Genomic DNA, 17,445 nt, shown 5'->3' with positions numbered 1-17,445 from the left:
CTGTACGCAGACACAGTCAGCAAAGGAGGATACCTATGACGACTCTATATTCGGACTTACGCACGAATGCCAATGTCAAACACTCTATTTCTACACTCCAGCATCTCCTAGCGTCACTTACTCAGCAAGAAGTCATCACATGTCATCTCCCATTCATCGAGCATACGCTTTATCCTGAACATTCGATTTTCATATATACAGAACAGCAGCTTAATCATCCAGAATCTCCATTCCGTTTGAAACGCAAGCTTCAGGAAGATGAAGTTGTCATCGCCTATTTAGAATCCCGCGGGTTGCTCGTTGCCGCTGGCTCTGAATCTGCATTGTCTACAGCTTGCCTGAAACTAGGCAGCCTGTTTGAGGAACAGTGCGCAGTACAGCCGCAGGCCGCACGCCCTCGATTAAAAGAAATATTCTGGCAGGGCGTATCCCATGATGCACATCCTCGTGCGGTATAACCGGAAGTGAAGGCGCAATAAAGTAGGCATGCATGATACCGAGTAGTTCGGAAAGCGTCCAATGTATACAAAAAGGCAAGCATCCAGTCGATGCTTGCCTTCTGTCATAGGTAACTGCTTTTCAGCGGCGTACCTGTTATTTCGTTCTGTTAAATGCCGGGAATCGGGGAACGCTTATGTTCCGTCTTCTGATATTGGCGCTCGATCTTCTCGCGCACGTCACCCGGTATGTTCTTACCTTCGAGATAGTCGCTATTATGCTCGTACGAAATGCCAAGCTCCTTCTCATCGGTTTGGCCTTCCCACAGGCCTGCTGTTGGTGCCTTATCAATGACGCTAGCAGGGACACCAATATGCTTCGCGAGTTGGCGCACTTGACGCTTATTCAGAGAAGACAATGGCGTAATGTCCACTGCTCCGTCTCCCCACTTCGTATAGAAGCCAGTCAACGCCTCAGAAGCGTGATCAGTACCTACAACTAGCAAATTCAGATCAAAGGCAAGCGCGTATTGCACAACCATCCGAGTACGAGCCTTCATGTTTCCCTTATTTGGAACACTCAAGGATCGTGCTTCCGGCAGCTGCTTAAGCGCCGCTTCTACCTCTTGGGCGGCTTCATCAACCGCTTTAGCAATATTCGTTTCTACCGTATGCTTCAGATTGAATGCTTGCGCGGTTGCATAGCTGTCAGAAATATCTGCCTGAGTACCATAAGGCTGGAACACGCCAAGCGTCATATACTCCTTGCCTGTCTCCGCAGTCAATTCATCCGTCGCCTGCTTGCATAATCCCGTCGCAACCGCACTGTCAATCCCGCCGCTAATCGCGATCAGAAGCCCCTTCGTTCCTGTATTCAACACATACTGCTTCAAGAAGTCGACCCGCTTGCGCACCTCAGCATCTGGATCGATCTGTGTCTGCACGTTGAAGCGCTTGATAATCTCTTGCTGTAAACTCATTATTTCGTCCCCTTCCTACAAGCATCCGTGCTTGGCCTACAATTCTATAGAAAATCCCCGCATCACAAGATGCGGGGCATAGTTAACTTAGCGGCAGAACTTATCGTATGCAGCCGTCAGATCAGCAGCAATCTCCTCTGCTGAACGATTCTCTACTTGATGACGCTCGATGAAATGCACCAGCTCGCCATCCTTCATCAAAGCGATCGATGGAGAAGAAGGCGGATATGGCGCGAAGTATTCGCGAGCCTTCGCCGTTGCTTCCTTATCTTGCCCAGCAAATACGGTGAACAAGTGGTCAGGTGTAGCATCATTCTCTAATGACTTGCGTACGCCTGGACGGCACAGTCCAGCGGCACAACCGCATACTGAATTGACAACAACAAGTGCTGTTCCCTTCGCTGTAGCCAGTTTCTCTTCCACTTCCTCTGGTGTTCTCAATTCAACGCAGCCGATGGAAGTTAACTCGTCACGCATAGGTTGAACCATATCACGCATATATTGCTCAAAAGACATGGACATCCGTACTTCACTCCTACTCTATAAATAATTCCGTTGTCAGTGATGGATGAGTACCATCGGACACTGTCGCTACTATTGTAACCATTTGTAGTGAAGTAAAGCAAGGGAAAGCCGAAACCGATAACGGTTCCGGCTCGCTGACTTCTACCAGTTAGGCCCTCATTACTGAGGAAGCTCCATGACCGAGGATCGCATCCTCCTACGTAGAAGGGCGATTCGGGCCATTCAACTTCTTATCGACTCCGCAGGTATCATTTGCAGCGCTGTTTTGCTTGTCTTGCTTGCGCTGTTCCTTTGAATCTTGGCTCATCGCATAGGCCTCCTTTTCACAAAGTCGGTTCTATTATGCTCAGGCAGCAACTGACCTATCCTTGTGATGCAGGAGGCTCTACAGGCATGGCAGCCTCGGCCTGCGTATTCTTATGCGCCACTCCCCGCTCTCTACTGCGGGTTACCATATAACCTACCGCTAGCATTACACTGTAGATCCACTGCTCCACTGTTAAGTACATCCATGTAGAACCATCGCCATATGCATAACTGCCAAGCATGCCGACCACACCGCATACAACAAAGGCGATCTGTGCGTCAACAAGCGATCCGAGCCTTCTCTGACGAGACCAGAGCAAGGCAAGGAGAACGATGCAACCTAGCGTCTCAGCAGGCGGTATCCCCGACACCTGGAATCCGCTAATCTGAAGCAGCGGTGTAAATCCAGGGGCCTGTCCACCATTAAGCGTATAGAGCCATCCATATGCCGTTACGAACGTCAACATACTATGCGACAATAGATCAAGGAGCACGGGATAAGACAATTGATGCTTGCGTATGTATAAGGTCGTCCATACAATAATGCCAAGCACAAGCAGGATGTTCCCCTCTGTGGAAGTTCCTGTCATGTACAGCAGCGAACGCGGCTGCCGCCACAGGATTGAGGGCGTGTCCCATAGAAATCCGAACTTCTCATTGAGTATGACGAGTAGAATAACCGTCATTGCCCAATCTCCATAACGGCGCGAGATTCCATTTTCCGCGCGTGCCCGGAGCGCCACCGCCCCAGCTGCTAGAAGCAAGGAGAGCAGGCTAACGAGCAGTCCCCAATGAATTGTAAAATTGCCAAGCTGCATGACGCTCACCCTATCCACCTCCAAGCTTCATATTAGCGAAAGACTAGACTTGGTTCAATGCTTCCTCCTTATCCGGCTGCATATTCCCTAGTTGTACTGGATGCTGTGCAAGTGAAGAGTCCCATGCAGCTGTCGGGACATGAACCGGAGATTGGCTCGTCTGTTCTAGGCGAAAGGCTGCCTCAAACACCGTTCCATCTTCCCCCGTATGCACCTCTATCGTTCCATCATGCTGTTCGACAATACTCAAGCACAATGGCAAGCCAAGGCCCGTCCCCTTTGATTTCGTTGTGTAAAATGGCTCAAATAGCCGCTCCACAATGTCGGCGGGAATACCAGACCCTGTATCTTGAATACGCAGCTGCACTTGTCCTCCAACAAATCTTGTTTCGAGCGTAAGCACGGCCTCTGTGTCCATCGCTTCCATCGCCTCCATGGCGTTGCGCGACAGATTCAGAATAAGCTGCTTCATCTCCTTCACATTGACAGGGAAAATCGGCACATTTTCTGCAAGCTTCAACGCAATCTCTTGACCTCTCATATTTGCATCAGCCCAAAGCAACGGTGATAACTGATGAATAATGTCATGAAGGTGAACCTGTTCTTTCTCAATAATACGATTTTGCGCTAAAGCGAGAAAGTCGTTAATGATGCTGTTTGCTCTATCGATCTCTTCCATTACGATTCGATAGTATTCCTTCAAATGCGTGGGACTCTTTTCTTGGAGCAGCTGTATGAACCCACGAATAACCGCCATTGGATTACGAATTTCGTGCGTGATGCTTGCCGCCATCTGCCCGACTAAGCTTAAGCGATCCATCTTGCCCAGCTCTGCACGCAGCTTCGACAGCTCCGTAATATCATGCAGCATGCCGACAGCCCCTGTTATCGCTCCAGTAGTCTCGCTTCGAATCGCACTTGTACTAACGACGTACTCTCGTTCGTCCAATTTCACTACTACGCCTTCCATCTTCTCTCCCGCGAGTGCACGATACATGCCGTCGTACAAAATTGGAATATCCCCCACCTGTGTCAACAGGCAGCGAAAAGGACGGCCGAGAATGTCTCCCTTTGTCACATGAGGTGCTGCATTCTGCATACTGCGCAGCATCATATCATTTAAAGCGGTTATATTGGTCTGTGCATCAACCGCAATGACACCGAGCGGTGTCGTGTCTATTAATAGATTCAGCTTCTCTGCTTCTTCACGATATTTCGTAGAGACGATTTCATATCCTTGTACAAGGAATAGCTTCTCCCTCGTCTCCTCCATATAGTACACAGCTAAGTAAGCGGTTAAGAAAAAGGCTGCTCCTAGCATGAGCATCGATAGAAGCATACTGCCATCAATAACTCGTTCATGCCTCCACAGCAGCACTCCATAAACCAAGGAATAGAGAACAATACCCGCGAAGGAGAAGGACAAAATAATAGCGACACGCTGGCGGAATCCGGAATGACGGAAAGAATTAATAAAAGCAAACAATAGCGGGATCATATAAAGGAGTGCATCACTCCACAGCTTCTGGGGATGCCCATCGTGATAGAAAAAACCAAGCATACCTAAATATAATCCAATCATGAGGAACCCAACCCGATATCCACCATACATTACTCCGATCATAAATGGCAAAAATCGAAAATCAAAAGGCTGGGGCATTTCTGTATAGAAGGAAAATACGATGCATAACAGCATAGAAAAAGCAGAAGACAATCCTATGACGAGAGGGGCGCGGGACACCCGCTCTGGCTTCAAGGAGCAGACTTGATAGGCAATCGCTGGTATGCAGGCAATAAGGCTTTGCAGTAAGACTTCCTTAAGTGCTACGTACATACAGTTCTCCTCTTGTCAGGATAGAAAATGGTAAGATTGGCTTGATTAAAGCATAAAAATGAGGGCTTTTCAATGGAACCGCCGAACGTTTTAGCGAAGTTTTAGTTTTTACGATACAATAGGCATCAGTAACGGATGCGCAGTGCGTATCCTAACCCTGTCAAAGACCTGTCAAAGGAGTACAAAATGGAACGAACCGATGTTATCGTCGTAGGTGGCGGCCCCTCTGGACTTATGGCATCCATCTCTGCTGCACGCAACGGAGCCAAGGTAATTCTCGTGGATAAGGGAGACCGACTTGGCCGCAAGCTTGCTATATCTGGCGGAGGACGCTGCAATGTAACGAACAATAAACCACTGGACGAGCTGATTCAGCATATCCCTGGCAATGGGAGATTTCTGCACAGCGCGTTCAATCATTTTAACAATCAGGATATAATCGAGTTCTTCGAGAATCTCGGTATTGCATTGAAGGAAGAGGACAATGGCCGTATGTTCCCCGTATCAGACAAGGCGAAGACGGTCGTTGAGTCACTTCTGGGAGAAGTACGCCGATTAGGAGTAGCGATTCGTGTCAATCAGCCTGTCGCACATCTGCTGTACGAGGATGGTTCCGTCCAAGGTGTGCGCTTCAAAGATGGATCCGCATTGTATGCCCCAGCGGTCATACTGGCTACCGGCGGGAAGTCTGTTCCTCATACGGGCTCAACAGGAGACGGCTATGCTTGGGCAGAGGCTGCCGGACATTCCATTACGGATCTGTATCCGACGGAAGTGCCTCTAACCTCGAATACGTACTTTATTCGTGAGAAGCTGCTTCAAGGATTGTCCTTGCGCGATATTCGGATCGCGGTATGGAACAGCAAGGGGAAGAAGATCATTGAGCATCAAGGCGACCTGCTCTTTACCCACTTTGGCCTGTCCGGCCCTGCTGCACTTCGCTGCAGCCAATTCGTCGTGAAGGAATTGAAGCGTTCCGGCCTTCAGACCGTACAGGTCACCATCGATATGAAGCCTGATCTGTCACTGGATGAGCTTGTTCGAGATTCGCTTCGCATTTGTGCCCAAGAACCAAAGAAAGCTATTAAGAATGTACTGAAGCATCTGCTGCCTGAACGAGTAATCCCGCTTCTGCTTGAACAGTCTGGCATCGATGAAGGCACCACATACGACCATATTCCGAAGCAGCCATGGCAGGAGATGTGCCAATTGATTAAGGCATTCCCTGTGAAGGTCAACGGCACGTTATCGCTTGAGGAAGCCTTTGTTACAGGCGGCGGTGTGAATCTTAAGGAAATCGATCCGAAGACGATGCATTCCAAAAAGGCGCGTGGACTCTATTTCTGCGGAGAAATATTGGATGTTCATGGTTATACGGGCGGCTATAACATTACAGCTGCCTTTGCAACTGGCTATACGGCAGGGATGCATGCTGCTCAGCAGACCCTACATCAAGCATAACAAGCAAACAGCCTGCTCACAGAGCAGGCTGTTTGTCTTCTATCATTAGATATGGATGCCGCCAGGGAAGTGATTCGTCGTCTCATCATCAAACATCCCGTATGCTTCTTCATCACGATGCGACAAGTCATCATGACTCGGATTGTGCCTAGCAGACGCATAGCGGTCATCATCTGCCCAATCCTCATTGACCATATGGGCCGGGATAGGGATATAATTCATTCCATAGGCTTGATCCATAACGGACATCTCCGTCATACTCGCTTCTTCTAGAAGCTGGCCGCCGTGCGCCTCTGCGATCTCAAGCGCAGAGGTCAAATCTCGCTTGTCTACATGGATATGCAGTTCTGTCTCACTAGCGCTGTCGTAAGCAGGCGTATATCCTAGCTCCTCCAACGTATCGAACGCCAATCTTGCACCTGCAGGATCCGAGAATCGGAACCGAATCGCAGTCGTATCTTGCATCCTCGTTCCTCCTATTCGAATAAGCTTACGTTAATATACCCGCCAGACAGGAGGAACATACACACAATCTGTCCTGCAATTGGTTGTACGAGCAGTTGCCGAATACTTTATTCAGTAGAGGACAAATGTGACTGTTCTTGTCTCTCCTCCATTTGCTTCTTCTGCTTCCACCCACGCAGCGTAACGATTGTATTGCCGATGAAGGCAGCCATCAGACCACCTCCCGCTACATATAGCGGAATCATAATAGGTGTTGCAGCAATACCTGCAGACAACCCCCACAGCACGCCTGGCCCTGCACATAAGACACGCGCCATATGCGCCGAGGCCTGCTGCAAACCCTCTGAGCGGAAGCTGAACATGGACGCCACATCACCATCGATGAATTCCTTCCAATACGTGCTCAGCCAGTATCCGAGAATACCGCTTAGCACCGGCCCTATAAGAATGAACAGACCATGCAGTGAAGTGATATAAGAAGCACTCATTCCAATAAAGAGGAGCTGCAAATAAAACTTGCGATGGGTGCTGCTTCGAAGCAATGACTTGACCGCAATAGCTCCAATAAGGCGGCCTGACTCATTCGTCTTCATGAAGTAGCCCGACTTCGGGAACAACATTGGGCGTGTCCGTTTGCGCCGTTGTGCTCTATCCACGCTCTGCGACAGCAGCATCGCCGTTAATTGCATCTTGAGCTCGCCCTCCCGTTCAACATCATGCTCAAATGTATGCTGAACATGGTTTCGCCAGCGAATAAGGGGGAAGCAGCTGACCAATATAATCGAGCCATAGACGAGCACCCAACTCACATGAATACCGAGCAAGTAAAGAATAACTCCATACAAGCCAAGAGCTGCCACCCCTGTGACAAAGCGGATCATCCAACGTGCCCAACCTGAGAAAGCAGCCAAATTATAGTTCCGTACTAATCCTGCTAAGTAGGATAAGGAGCTAATGGCAAATCCAATCGCGAGTAAATCCGTACTATGCAACGAATACCCGCGTATGAGCCATGGAGCAAGCAGTAACAGTATGACGGCCGTTATAGTCGTTCCTCGCAGTGCATATTGAATTAACCCGAATCGAACAAGCGGCTTCCACCAATAGGGCTGCTGACGAAGGAAGAGAATATCCCCGCCTTCCACCCAAGTGCGAAGTGATCCACTTATGATAGGCAGCAGCAAGGGAAGCAGCCAGATCGCTATAGGCAGCTTCAACCATGCAGCATCCAAGGGTTCCACCCACCATCCCCAATAGAACTTAACTCCTAGGAGCAATAGCGGTACGACAATATACAACCATACCGTCCAATCCAATGCGATACGAAGTGCCCGCCATTGATACACCATATTCGTCTGGAAGCGGCGGAAGGCAAGTGTTTGCGGGGATGTTACCTTCATCGTCGACAATGGACGAACCTGTCCCTCGCTCCCCATTAGGTCAACACCTCGAAACAATCGAATAGGGTTCCATCCGGCAACCCGCTTATTTGCCGCACTTCATCAAACGTCCCTCTTGCAACCACGCTTCCCTGATGAAGCAGGATGAAGCTGTCGCAGACGCGCTCAGCCGTGTCGAGTACATGCGTACTCATGAGAACGCCCGCTCCCCGCTTGCGTTCCTCCTCAAGCATACGGAGGAACTTCCGCGTTGCTCGTGGATCCAAGCCAATGAAGGGCTCATCCACGATGTATAATGACGGCTTGAGCATGAAGGCAATGATAAGCATCAGCTTCTGCTGCATCCCCTTCGAGAAGCTCGTTGGGAAATGGTGCTTCACCTCTGTCATTTGAAATTCGGTGAGCAGATAATTCGCCTGCTCGACAAACTGTTCCTGCGGCAGATCATATGCAGATGCAGCGAGTTCTAAATGCTCCCATAATGTCATGGAGTCATAGAGGACAGGCTGTTCAGGCACGTATGCATAAGTTCCATTGCCATCCCCAATCCGAACGCTGCCAGCAACATCTCGCATAATGCCCAGCACGGACTTGATTGTCGTGCTCTTCCCAGCACCGTTCGGACCGATTAGCCCTACCAATTGACCCGCTTCTACTTGAAACTCGATATTATGTATTTTAGACTCGCCTTTCTCATATCCTGCAGATTGTATCCTTGCATCAAGAACAACCATGCGGATCTCCCCCTTCATCTTAGGCATAGCCAAGCTGCTGTACCTAACCGTTCTTCTAACTTTTAGTTTACTCTATCGTATCTATTCTTGCACAGAGCTGGGCAGTTTCAATGTACTGAATGCCAGGTTCAGCCAAATGTTACCGAATTGCCCTTTCTAAATTTGAATAATTCAAAATTTTTTTGTTCATTGTTTCACAAGTGTGACAAAAGACATTTAATCTCCTGTCTCCTTCGATATACGATAAAAGAGTAAATCAAGAAATGAGGGGGATTCGTATGTCTGAACGAATCGATCATGAGACCGAAGCTGCCTTGCATTTATTCCGTGTCTTCTCTAAGGCATTCAAGAGCGTAACGGATCACTCAGCTGCTGGATGCAAAATAGAAGGATATAACCCGACTGACTTCTCCGTACTCGAAATGCTTTATCATAAAGGGCCTCAACCCATTCAACAAATCGGTTCCAAGCTCCTTCTACAGAGCGGAAACGTAACCTATGTCATTGATAAGCTCGAACGTAACGGCATGCTGCGCCGCCACCCTTGCGCGACGGATCGTCGCGTGATCTTCGCCGAGTTGACTGATAAAGGCCGTGAAGAAATGCAGGGACTGTTCCCCAAGCATTCTCTACTCCTTAAGCGTGCCATGAGCGGACTGACACTCGAGGAGAAAAAAGAGGCTATTCAATTGCTCAAGAAGCTCGGGATCCAAGCAGAGAAGTTAAGCCTTGTCACGAAAAAGGGCTCCTAGCAAATCCATTAGTTAATACGCTTAAATTTCCAATAGGGCTGAATCAACGCACAGAGCGGAAGAACATGTTCTTCCGCCCTTGTTATTTCTCTTCATGACATCAAGTCCAACGTTCTGAATGTCGCACGCGAATATCGCAATAACACGCGCCTCTCCTGCTGCAATTGCTGCTCAATGAGCTTCTCAATCTGATTGAGTATTACACCAGGCGGAGAGTTATTCTCGATCCCCTTCTGCCTCGTTCTGCGATACCATTCGACAGCCAGCTTATCAAGCGGGGTTGGACGGAACTCCTTCATCTTCGAAGCCAGCTCCATATATAATTGATCTGACTGCTGTCCCCCAAGAAACTCGCTTCTGCGCGCTTTATCCAGTAATACTTTGCGAGAAGGCATATACGCCGCAACCGTTGCATCATCGGTCACCCCAAAGAACACGCTCTTCATGAACGACCATGCCAGCTCCTTGTTCTGGGCCTGTTCAGACATAATAAGCGATGCGCCTGTCGAGTAACCGTACAACTTCATTGGCAAGCGAGTAGCTCTCCACAATCCCTTCATATGCGGCACCCACTCCTCCAATTGCAGCTCTCCCCAGGAACCAAGATACACCATTGCCAGCTTCCCACTCCGCAGCGCTTCATTCCCCGCATCCGTCCACAATCCGACATTTGCATCCAGCCCCTGCACATTAACACGCTGAGACAACAACATGCCTTGCGCGATCATGGCATTATTCCGGTTGAATTGCAGCTTGCTGTTAAGTAGCGGGAACATGGAGTCAAACCACTGCATGGGTTCCCGATCCCACTGAATTAAATAAATGCCATGCTCCTTCAGCTTCTCCGCCATTGCCAGCCAGCGGTTCGGATCCTCCATGTAGACAGCCAATTCTTCCGGGTCTGACGGAAATCCGTATCGCTCCATAATGTCCTTGCGATAGAAGGTGACAAGCGGCGAAGTTGTAATTGGGAGAGCGATAAGACGCTTATTGTCAAAGGATAGTCCAGTATCCCATAAGTCGGGAGAAATATCCGGCTTCAACGTGCTCGCGAGAAAAGGCGCGGCATTTAAGTCCATCAACCCTTGTATCCCCGTAAATTCCCCTAGAAATTCATGGCCAACCTCCATAACATCCGGGGCATCCCCCTGCTCCAAGGCATCCAAATAAGCATCAACATGGTCTTTATAAGAAAAACGCTTTACATTTACCTTCACGCCTGGATGCTCGATTTCGAATTTCTTGGCATAGTCTACATACTGTTGTTCGAAGCACCACACGGTTATGGCGGAAGGCGGCTTAGACTCTACGACTCGCTCATCGTCCTGCAATTGCGGTGGGATCGTGGTCTCATCACATCCGGTTGAAGAAAATAGCATGATGATCATCATTGCGAATACAATTAATCTTCGAAATGGCAAGCCCTTCCCTTTCACAAATTAACCTCCATATGCTGCAATTGAATTACTTCTTAGCTTGCTTGAAAAGTCAGGGAACCTAGCAGCAAATTCATCGGCTGCCAGCGGGGGACTAATATAATAGCCTTGGAACTGCCTACAACCAAGTGTGAGCAATTGTTCAATCTCCTGAGGTGTTTCAACCCCTTCAGCTGTCACTTTAAGATTCATGCTGTCTCCCATTCGGATCACCGCTTGAACAATTGCAGTGTTCACTTTATCCGCAAACAAATGCCGCACAAAAGAACGGTCAATTTTAAGCACATGAGCAGGCAAAGTCTTTAGGCGGTGCAGCGAGGAATAGCCCGTTCCAAAATCATCGATCGCTATCTGAACTCCTCGTTTCTTAAGATTGTGCAATACCTCGTTGATCTGCTCGGTGGATTTGTTAACGTATCCTTCCGTTATCTCCAAAATCAAATCACTCGGATTGAACTCACACTCGCGAATAATTCGATCAATTGTCGCGACGAAGTCATTCGTAAGCAATTGCCTTAACGAGACATTCACAGCCAGCTGGAAGGCAGGCATCCCTGCATCAGCCCACATCCGGTATTGCATGCATGCAGATCGAAGTACCCATTCCCCAATAGGAACGATTAGTCCAGTCTCTTCCGCGACCGGAATGAACTGTGTCGGCGATATAAACCCTTCATCACCAGAAAGCCAGCGAAGCAGCACCTCTGCGGCTGTGACTTTCCCCGAAGCATCTACGATCGGTTGATAGTGAAGCAGCAGCTCTCTACGTTCTAGCGCTTTGTACAAACGTGTCTCCATAAACATGCGTTCAGGCTGCAAGGTCGGCTGCAGTTCATCGTAGAAAACTACTGAATGACCACCACTGTCCTTGGCAGCATACATAGCTGTATCTGCTTGCTTGAGCAGATCCGTATATGCATATCCGTTATCCGGATATAAGGAAACGCCGATGCTGGCAGAGACAAATAGTTCATGAGCCTGTACAAGGAAGCTCTCACGCAGCCGCTGCAAAATCCGTTTAGCAACCGCGTTCACTTCCTCTCTTGAGCTGTCTTCGAGCATAATGATGAACTCATCCCCGCCATAACGAGAGCTCAAATGCCGGCCGGACAGTTTTGATAGACAATCCGACAAGCGCTGCGCAACTTGTACAAGGAGCATATCTCCTACATTGTGGCCGAGCGAATCATTGATATGCTTGAACCGATCTATATCTATGAACATTAACGCCAATGAACTAACCTTGTTATCCGCATCTTCCAGCGCCCGCTCTACATTCATCGTAAAGTAATGCCGATTGGGAAGCTGGGTCAGCGTATCATAATAAGCAATATGCTGGAGCTTCTCTTCCGACAGCTCTAGCATTTTCGTCTGGTCAAGCAGCTTCTCATTCATGCGCAGCATTTCCTTGAATACTTCCGTTAACCGATCACTCATTGCCCGGAAATTGATTGCAAGTAGACGAATCTCTCCGATTCGAATGCAAGGCCATTTGACAGTCTTGTCCTTCAGCAATTTATGGTGCATTCCCGCGGTCGCCTCCTCCAAATCACGAAGAGAGCGAACAATGAAGCGGCTTACCGCAAGTGATACCCCGGTAGCCAACAAGCAGACCATGAACAACATTAGGAACTTGCGCAAATAGACGTCAATCGTCGTTTGTAGAAAATAGGAAATTGGAATAAAGCCAACAACCTTAGCGATCGGATGATCGGTCAGCTTGTCCTCCAAAACATAATAACCGTCATTCCACCTTCTTGTTCCATAATCATAATTTCTGTCAGGGGGCAGAATACGGGAAAAAGAGGACTTTACCCCGTAAGCATCCATCCGAATTTGTGAATGATGAGCAGCCATGCGAACAGGTGATTTATTAGGTACAGTATCTTCCATGTACACTGCATTGCTTTCGAACCACACCTCATCACTCGATGCGACCAATTGGCCCTTATGATTGAACGCAGCCAACTTCAATAAGCCATTCTGGGAATGGAGCTTTAAATTATCGTGAAGCTTCCCTGTCTCCATAATCGATCCGAGATTAAGCCCTTGGCGCTGTTTTCTGTCCATCTTCAGAAGTGCGTCTGTAATTTGAGCGGTTTGCAATTCAATTCTGGCCAAAGAATCCCGCTCGATGTCCTGCTGCATATCGCGACTATCAATCAGCATATTCAGCAGAAACGGAATGAACACGATTGCGACGGAGAGATGCATCAGAAGCTGATTGAGATACACGGACTTCGTTCGCAAATCAGGCAGCAGCCGTTTCCATGGCATATAGGTAACGACCACATCAGCAATCAGAGCATTCAATAGTCCGCTCATTGCGAACATAAAATATTGAAGTAGTGCTTCTGCATTGTACTCGTTGGTCTGCAGACAAAATAAAACCGCTGCAAGTGGGGCTCCGATTCCGAACCAGAACAGACTGTCCCAGAGAAGCAGGAACCCCCTTTTCCGTTCATACATATATCCAACCAGTATCATTTCCAATCCAATAAGCAGCAAAATAAACGAACCGTAGCCTGAAAAATAATATCCCAGTCCAACTATAAGCGCCATAATTGCCGCCCAGTGCGAACCATACAGAACAAGCATTATGAGCAGAGTGGCCCCGCACAGCATGAACTCTGCACCGTATGAAAATTCGAGTCCAATTACAGAGAACACTGCAGTGAGAACGGTCAGTATCACGAACAGCATACTTGTACGCAGCGAAGCCAATGGGTGTAACGTACGTGACATGGCAGAGTGACTCCTTTACAGATGGAAGCAGTACATTTCTCTTATTTCGAAATACTTCGACACAAATCCAAAATTTCCTACTTTTGTGCAGGATAATGTAGAGTGATTTATTTGCAAGAGAAACAATCCCCATAAGAAAAAGGCCGCCCTCCCAAGCAGTTTCTACTGCCGGAAAAACGACCTAATTATCTAGTGTTTTAGGTTAAGTTACGTAAAGAAGTATCATGGCACCTGTCTTTAATGAGATGGAGAAGCTTCATCCTGACCGGATGATCCCCCGGAATTTGTCGACTTAGGCATGAACAACATACTTACTAAGCATGCGACCGCGATAATAGCCATTATCAGGAAGACCTGCCCTAGCCCTGACTCCAGGAAAGAGCGCAGTGTACCCATTAAATCAGGCGACAGCGAGCTTGCACTTTCTGGATTCAACAGCTTGCTCAGATCCTCATTCGAGACACGCGAGGATACGTCAGGCCCCGCATCAGATACCATCGATGCAATGCTCGCATTTAAGAATGTCCCGAACGCGGCAATGCCAAGCATCTGCCCCAACGACCGTACGAACGTGTTCAATGCTGTTGAAGCACCTCTCATGCTCCAATCGACAGAAGACTGGACAATGACGGTAAATACCGTGAACGACAGGCCGAAACCTAGGCCTGACAATGACATAATGATTACGATCAAAATAAGCGGAGTTGTATCTGAAATCGTCGACAGCCATATGGAAGCGATCACGATCAATATCATCCCTAGCGTCGATGTCACGCGTGCCCCTATCTTAATCAGCATACGGCCGCCTACAATTGATCCAATCAGCCAGCCAATTGACATTGGGGTCAGTGACAGGCCTGAACTGGAGGCATTTTGCCCTAGCACACCTTGTGTCCAGAGCGGCATATAGGAGCTGATCCCCATCACGATCGCACTTGCGAGGAAGCTGACAAGGTTTGACACCCCGATGTCGCGAATCCGGAACAACTTGAGCGGCACCATCGGTTCCTTTGCCTTCACTTCGATCCGGAAGAAGAGAACAAGGAACACAGCCGCAGTCCCAAACAGTGCGAACATCCATGGAGAATTCCACGCGATCCCCTGTCCGCCTGTAATAATAGCAAACAAGAATGCGGTCATCCCGATGGAGAATGTCGCTGCCCCCGCATAGTCGACAGGCTTGTCCTTGCGCTCCACCTTCTCATGGAAGCACACCATGATCATCCATACCGACACGATGCCGAACGGCACATTGAAGTAGAATATCCAGTGCCATGATAATGAATCGACGAAGAACCCGCCGACTAACGGCCCGACCAACCCAGCAATTCCCCAAATAGAGCTGAATAAGCCTTGAATCTTGGCCCGTTCCTCGTATGTGTAAATATCCGCTACCATCGTGAAGGTAACAGGCATTACAGCGCCTGCTCCGATTCCTTGAAGAGCACGGAATATAATCATCTGCGTCATAGTGCCCGATAGACCGCACAACATCGATCCCCCTACAAACAGAGCGGAGCCGATAATAAATATGTTCTTACGGCCATATAAATCAGCCATCTTCCCGAACAATGGTGTTGAGATTGCCGTAGTAAGCAAATAAGCAGCATATACCCAGCTAATCAAGGATAATCCGCCTAAATCCGCAACAATCTTCGGCATTGCTGTACTTACTACTGTTACTTCGATTGCCGCCAGAAAGGTCGACAATAGCAGTGCAAGTGTGACAAGCTTGCGGCTTCGTCCAGCTTGCATAGAAGCCTCGTTCCCCATAAATACCCTTCCTTCGTTCCTAAATCTCGTACAGCTTCCGCAGCTCATGATTCACTATAGATTGATGTGGAGTGAGCCCCGATCCATATTAGCATGCATCAATCGCGGGTGCTCTACCTCTTCCCACATGCGATCATGTGTGGCAACAATCAACGCGCGTCCCTGTTCCGCTTGGCGCAGACACCAGTCGCGAACGAAGGCTGCATGTACCGCATCCAAGGAGGCTGTCGGCTCGTCCAGCAGAATGACTTCAGGTTCGTGCGCGGAAGCAATTGCTAGACTGAGCAGCCGCTTCAATCCAGTTGGCATATCATGCGGATGCAGATGCTTCACTTCCCATAGACAATATTGCCGCAAGCGAGACTCCACTTCCCGTTCCACCTGTTCATGCGTGTAGACAGCGTGGCCTTCCCAAGACTGTCCTTCTATGCGCAATCGCCCGCATTGATTCGCTGCATGGAGAGCATCTCGCAGTTCCTCTTGCACGGACGCTGCAAAGAAGCCCGATTCGGGCTGCTGTGCTGTGAATCCAATAAGTCTTGCCACTTCACAGGATCGCAGCTTCTGCCCCAATTGGCCTGCAATCCACCATTCACCTTCCATGCTGCCGGAGCGCTTCGACAAGCCGCCGGTTATAAGGCGGAACAAGGTTGACTTCCCCGACCCGTTCTTGCCCGTCAGCAACATACATCGCCCTGCCTTAAGCTGGAAGGTAACATTATGAAGCGCGTCCTCTGTCTGCCGACGCTTCTGATCACGATGAGCAATAGGATGATACCGATAGCCCACCTTCGATAAGTGCAGAAGGACTTCTTCTTCAAGTATTCTACTACACTCGCCCCCAGCACACTCTGCTCGTACAGTAGCATCGTCTCTAGCACTTCCTTGTTTTACAGTGACTGGCACCTGCATGGACATAATAGTTGTCTCAGCGTTTCCTTCCCACTTCGGAGGTATAATGCCTACCTCATAACAGAGCTCCAAGCAGCGAAGCTCGTCCTTCGGACGGGATAGACCGTTCAAACCATCCCTTGCGGGATATACAGGCATCTTTCCATCATACACCATTCTCCCATTATGCAACAGAAGAAGCTGTGCATCTTGTATCCAGCCATGCTGCCACTCGTCTGACAGCTCGTCTAGGCGCGATGCGGCTAATACTATCGTCCTACCCTGACTATGCCAAGCTTGAAGCTGCTCTAACAGACGGCGTCGAGATTCCTTATCCATCTGACTCCACGCGTCATCAATAAGCAGCACATCCGGCTCCATCGTCAATACAGAAGCAACAGCTGTACGTTGCTGTTCGCCCCCTGACAACTGCTGAACCTGACGCAAGCGCAGTTGACGCAAATCAGCCTTATCAAGCTGCTCTTCTACTCTACTATGGATGACCTCTCGCGGCAGGCCAAGATTCTCGGGTGCGAAGGCTAACTCATCCTCAACCGTACCAATCACAAACTGCTCCTTAGCCTCCTGCAGGATGAAGCCCCTGATTGGCGCCTGTCCATCCTTCACCATGCCGCAGCTCAATTCACCTTGCTGCTGGCCTTCATGCGACTGCATTGCACCGGCCATCAGCTTGAGGAGCGTTGTCTTGCCGCTCCCATTTCCCCCTGCCAGCAGCACAACAGATCCAGACTTGATACAGAAGCTGCATGGCTGCAATACTGGTTCAGACTCGCCAAAATAAGTAAAGGCCACACGCTCAGCGCGCATGACCTCCTTAGACTGTAGGATTCTCATATTAGACCGGCCCCCTACCATACTACTACCATA

The 17,445-nt window shown here is 49.0% G+C and carries 15 protein-coding genes; 3 read left to right on the top strand and 12 right to left on the bottom strand.

Annotation, left to right across the window (positions count from 1 at the left end):
* Positions 1–35 precede the first annotated feature (35 nt).
* Positions 36–458 carry a hypothetical protein gene (locus tag PBN151_RS24440; protein ID WP_072731068.1) on the top strand — a complete coding sequence of 141 codons (423 nt, stop codon included), beginning with the start codon at positions 36–38 and terminating at the stop codon, positions 456–458.
* Between the two features lie 149 nt (positions 459–607).
* Here the strand turns inward: PBN151_RS24440 and nadE are convergent, their stop codons facing one another.
* The 5 genes from nadE to PBN151_RS24420 form a co-directional block, all read right to left on the bottom strand.
* Positions 608–1,417 (bottom strand): ammonia-dependent NAD(+) synthetase, encoded by an 810-nt coding sequence (gene nadE / locus PBN151_RS24435; protein WP_072731067.1) that lies wholly within the window; start codon positions 1,415–1,417, stop codon positions 608–610.
* Positions 1,418–1,504: 87 nt separating this feature from the next.
* Positions 1,505–1,939, bottom strand: a complete 435-nt coding sequence (locus PBN151_RS24430) for a BrxA/BrxB family bacilliredoxin (RefSeq protein ID WP_021256168.1) — start codon at positions 1,937–1,939, stop codon at positions 1,505–1,507.
* A 199-nt stretch (positions 1,940–2,138) separates the two neighbouring features.
* Entirely contained in the window at positions 2,139–2,249 is a 111-nt protein-coding gene (locus PBN151_RS31665) for a hypothetical protein (protein ID WP_005543361.1), read from the bottom strand.
* Between the two features lie 55 nt (positions 2,250–2,304).
* Positions 2,305–3,066: a hypothetical protein gene (locus PBN151_RS24425; protein WP_227775042.1), complete on the bottom strand. Its 762-nt coding sequence runs from the start codon at positions 3,064–3,066 to the stop codon at positions 2,305–2,307.
* 43 nt (positions 3,067–3,109) lie between these two features.
* A complete protein-coding gene (locus PBN151_RS24420) occupies positions 3,110–4,900 on the bottom strand; it encodes a two-component system sensor histidine kinase NtrB (RefSeq protein ID WP_072731065.1) in 1,791 nt (596 codons plus the stop codon).
* Positions 4,901–5,086: 186 nt separating this feature from the next.
* On the opposite strand from PBN151_RS24420, the gene PBN151_RS24415 reads away from it, so the two are divergent.
* Positions 5,087–6,361 (top strand): BaiN/RdsA family NAD(P)/FAD-dependent oxidoreductase, encoded by a 1,275-nt coding sequence (locus PBN151_RS24415; RefSeq protein WP_072731064.1) that lies wholly within the window; start codon positions 5,087–5,089, stop codon positions 6,359–6,361.
* Between the two features lie 45 nt (positions 6,362–6,406).
* Here PBN151_RS24415 and PBN151_RS24410 read toward each other — a convergent pair whose 3' ends face one another.
* The 3 genes from PBN151_RS24410 to PBN151_RS24400 form a co-directional block, all read right to left on the bottom strand.
* Positions 6,407–6,826, bottom strand: a complete 420-nt coding sequence (locus tag PBN151_RS24410; protein WP_021256172.1) for a hypothetical protein — start codon at positions 6,824–6,826, stop codon at positions 6,407–6,409.
* A 107-nt stretch (positions 6,827–6,933) separates the two neighbouring features.
* A complete protein-coding gene (locus tag PBN151_RS24405) occupies positions 6,934–8,262 on the bottom strand; it encodes an ABC transporter permease (protein WP_072731063.1) in 1,329 nt (442 codons plus the stop codon).
* Positions 8,262–8,960: an ABC transporter ATP-binding protein gene (locus PBN151_RS24400; RefSeq protein ID WP_021256174.1), complete on the bottom strand. Its 699-nt coding sequence runs from the start codon at positions 8,958–8,960 to the stop codon at positions 8,262–8,264. Before PBN151_RS24400 ends, PBN151_RS24405 begins: the two co-directional genes overlap by 1 nt.
* Positions 8,961–9,238: 278 nt before the next feature.
* Here PBN151_RS24400 and PBN151_RS24395 point away from each other — a divergent pair, with 278 nt between their 5' ends.
* Entirely contained in the window at positions 9,239–9,712 is a 474-nt protein-coding gene (locus PBN151_RS24395; RefSeq protein WP_021256175.1) for a MarR family winged helix-turn-helix transcriptional regulator, read from the top strand.
* Between the two features lie 92 nt (positions 9,713–9,804).
* On the opposite strand, the gene PBN151_RS24390 is transcribed toward PBN151_RS24395, so the two are convergent.
* The 4 genes from PBN151_RS24390 to PBN151_RS24375 all read right to left on the bottom strand — a co-directional run bounded on the left by PBN151_RS24390 (position 9,805) and on the right by PBN151_RS24375 (position 17,412).
* Positions 9,805–11,103: an ABC transporter substrate-binding protein gene (locus PBN151_RS24390; protein ID WP_227775035.1), complete on the bottom strand. Its 1,299-nt coding sequence runs from the start codon at positions 11,101–11,103 to the stop codon at positions 9,805–9,807.
* A gap of 48 nt (positions 11,104–11,151) precedes the next feature.
* Positions 11,152–13,893 (bottom strand): putative bifunctional diguanylate cyclase/phosphodiesterase, encoded by a 2,742-nt coding sequence (locus PBN151_RS24385; RefSeq protein WP_072731061.1) that lies wholly within the window; start codon positions 13,891–13,893, stop codon positions 11,152–11,154.
* A gap of 237 nt (positions 13,894–14,130) precedes the next feature.
* Positions 14,131–15,666, bottom strand: coding sequence for an MDR family MFS transporter (locus PBN151_RS24380; RefSeq protein ID WP_072731060.1), 1,536 nt, complete (start codon positions 15,664–15,666; stop codon positions 14,131–14,133).
* A gap of 54 nt (positions 15,667–15,720) precedes the next feature.
* On the bottom strand, positions 15,721–17,412 hold the full coding sequence (locus PBN151_RS24375) for an ATP-binding cassette domain-containing protein (RefSeq protein ID WP_072731059.1): 1,692 nt from the start codon (positions 17,410–17,412) through the stop codon (positions 15,721–15,723).
* Between the last annotated feature and the right edge of the window lie 33 nt (positions 17,413–17,445).

Origin of the sequence: Paenibacillus sp. NAIST15-1 (assembly GCF_001894745.1) — a bacterium.
GTDB lineage: Bacteria > Bacillota > Bacilli > Paenibacillales > Paenibacillaceae > Paenibacillus_B > Paenibacillus_B suaedae.
The sequence above is the reverse complement of the archived record's forward strand: the minus strand, read 5'-3'. Positions and strand labels throughout refer to the sequence as shown.

Bases quoted from the DNA above. Each gene is read 5' to 3' on its own strand.
- PBN151_RS24440 (WP_072731068.1), top strand. From the start codon at position 36: ATGACGACTCTATATTCGGACTTACGCACGAATGCCAATGTCAAACAC.
- nadE (WP_072731067.1), bottom strand. From the start codon at position 1,417: ATGAGTTTACAGCAAGAGATTATCAAGCGCTTCAACGTGCAGACACAG.
- PBN151_RS24430 (WP_021256168.1), bottom strand. From the start codon at position 1,939: ATGTCCATGTCTTTTGAGCAATATATGCGTGATATGGTTCAACCTATG.
- PBN151_RS31665 (WP_005543361.1), bottom strand. From the start codon at position 2,249: ATGAGCCAAGATTCAAAGGAACAGCGCAAGCAAGACAAGCAAAACAGC.
- PBN151_RS24425 (WP_227775042.1), bottom strand. From the start codon at position 3,066: ATGCAGCTTGGCAATTTTACAATTCATTGGGGACTGCTCGTTAGCCTG.
- PBN151_RS24420 (WP_072731065.1), bottom strand. From the start codon at position 4,900: ATGTACGTAGCACTTAAGGAAGTCTTACTGCAAAGCCTTATTGCCTGC.
- PBN151_RS24415 (WP_072731064.1), top strand. From the start codon at position 5,087: ATGGAACGAACCGATGTTATCGTCGTAGGTGGCGGCCCCTCTGGACTT.
- PBN151_RS24410 (WP_021256172.1), bottom strand. From the start codon at position 6,826: ATGCAAGATACGACTGCGATTCGGTTCCGATTCTCGGATCCTGCAGGT.
- PBN151_RS24405 (WP_072731063.1), bottom strand. From the start codon at position 8,262: ATGGGGAGCGAGGGACAGGTTCGTCCATTGTCGACGATGAAGGTAACA.
- PBN151_RS24400 (WP_021256174.1), bottom strand. From the start codon at position 8,960: ATGGTTGTTCTTGATGCAAGGATACAATCTGCAGGATATGAGAAAGGC.
- PBN151_RS24395 (WP_021256175.1), top strand. From the start codon at position 9,239: ATGTCTGAACGAATCGATCATGAGACCGAAGCTGCCTTGCATTTATTC.
- PBN151_RS24390 (WP_227775035.1), bottom strand. From the start codon at position 11,103: ATGATGATCATCATGCTATTTTCTTCAACCGGATGTGATGAGACCACG.
- PBN151_RS24385 (WP_072731061.1), bottom strand. From the start codon at position 13,893: ATGTCACGTACGTTACACCCATTGGCTTCGCTGCGTACAAGTATGCTG.
- PBN151_RS24380 (WP_072731060.1), bottom strand. From the start codon at position 15,666: ATGGGGAACGAGGCTTCTATGCAAGCTGGACGAAGCCGCAAGCTTGTC.
- PBN151_RS24375 (WP_072731059.1), bottom strand. From the start codon at position 17,412: ATGAGAATCCTACAGTCTAAGGAGGTCATGCGCGCTGAGCGTGTGGCC.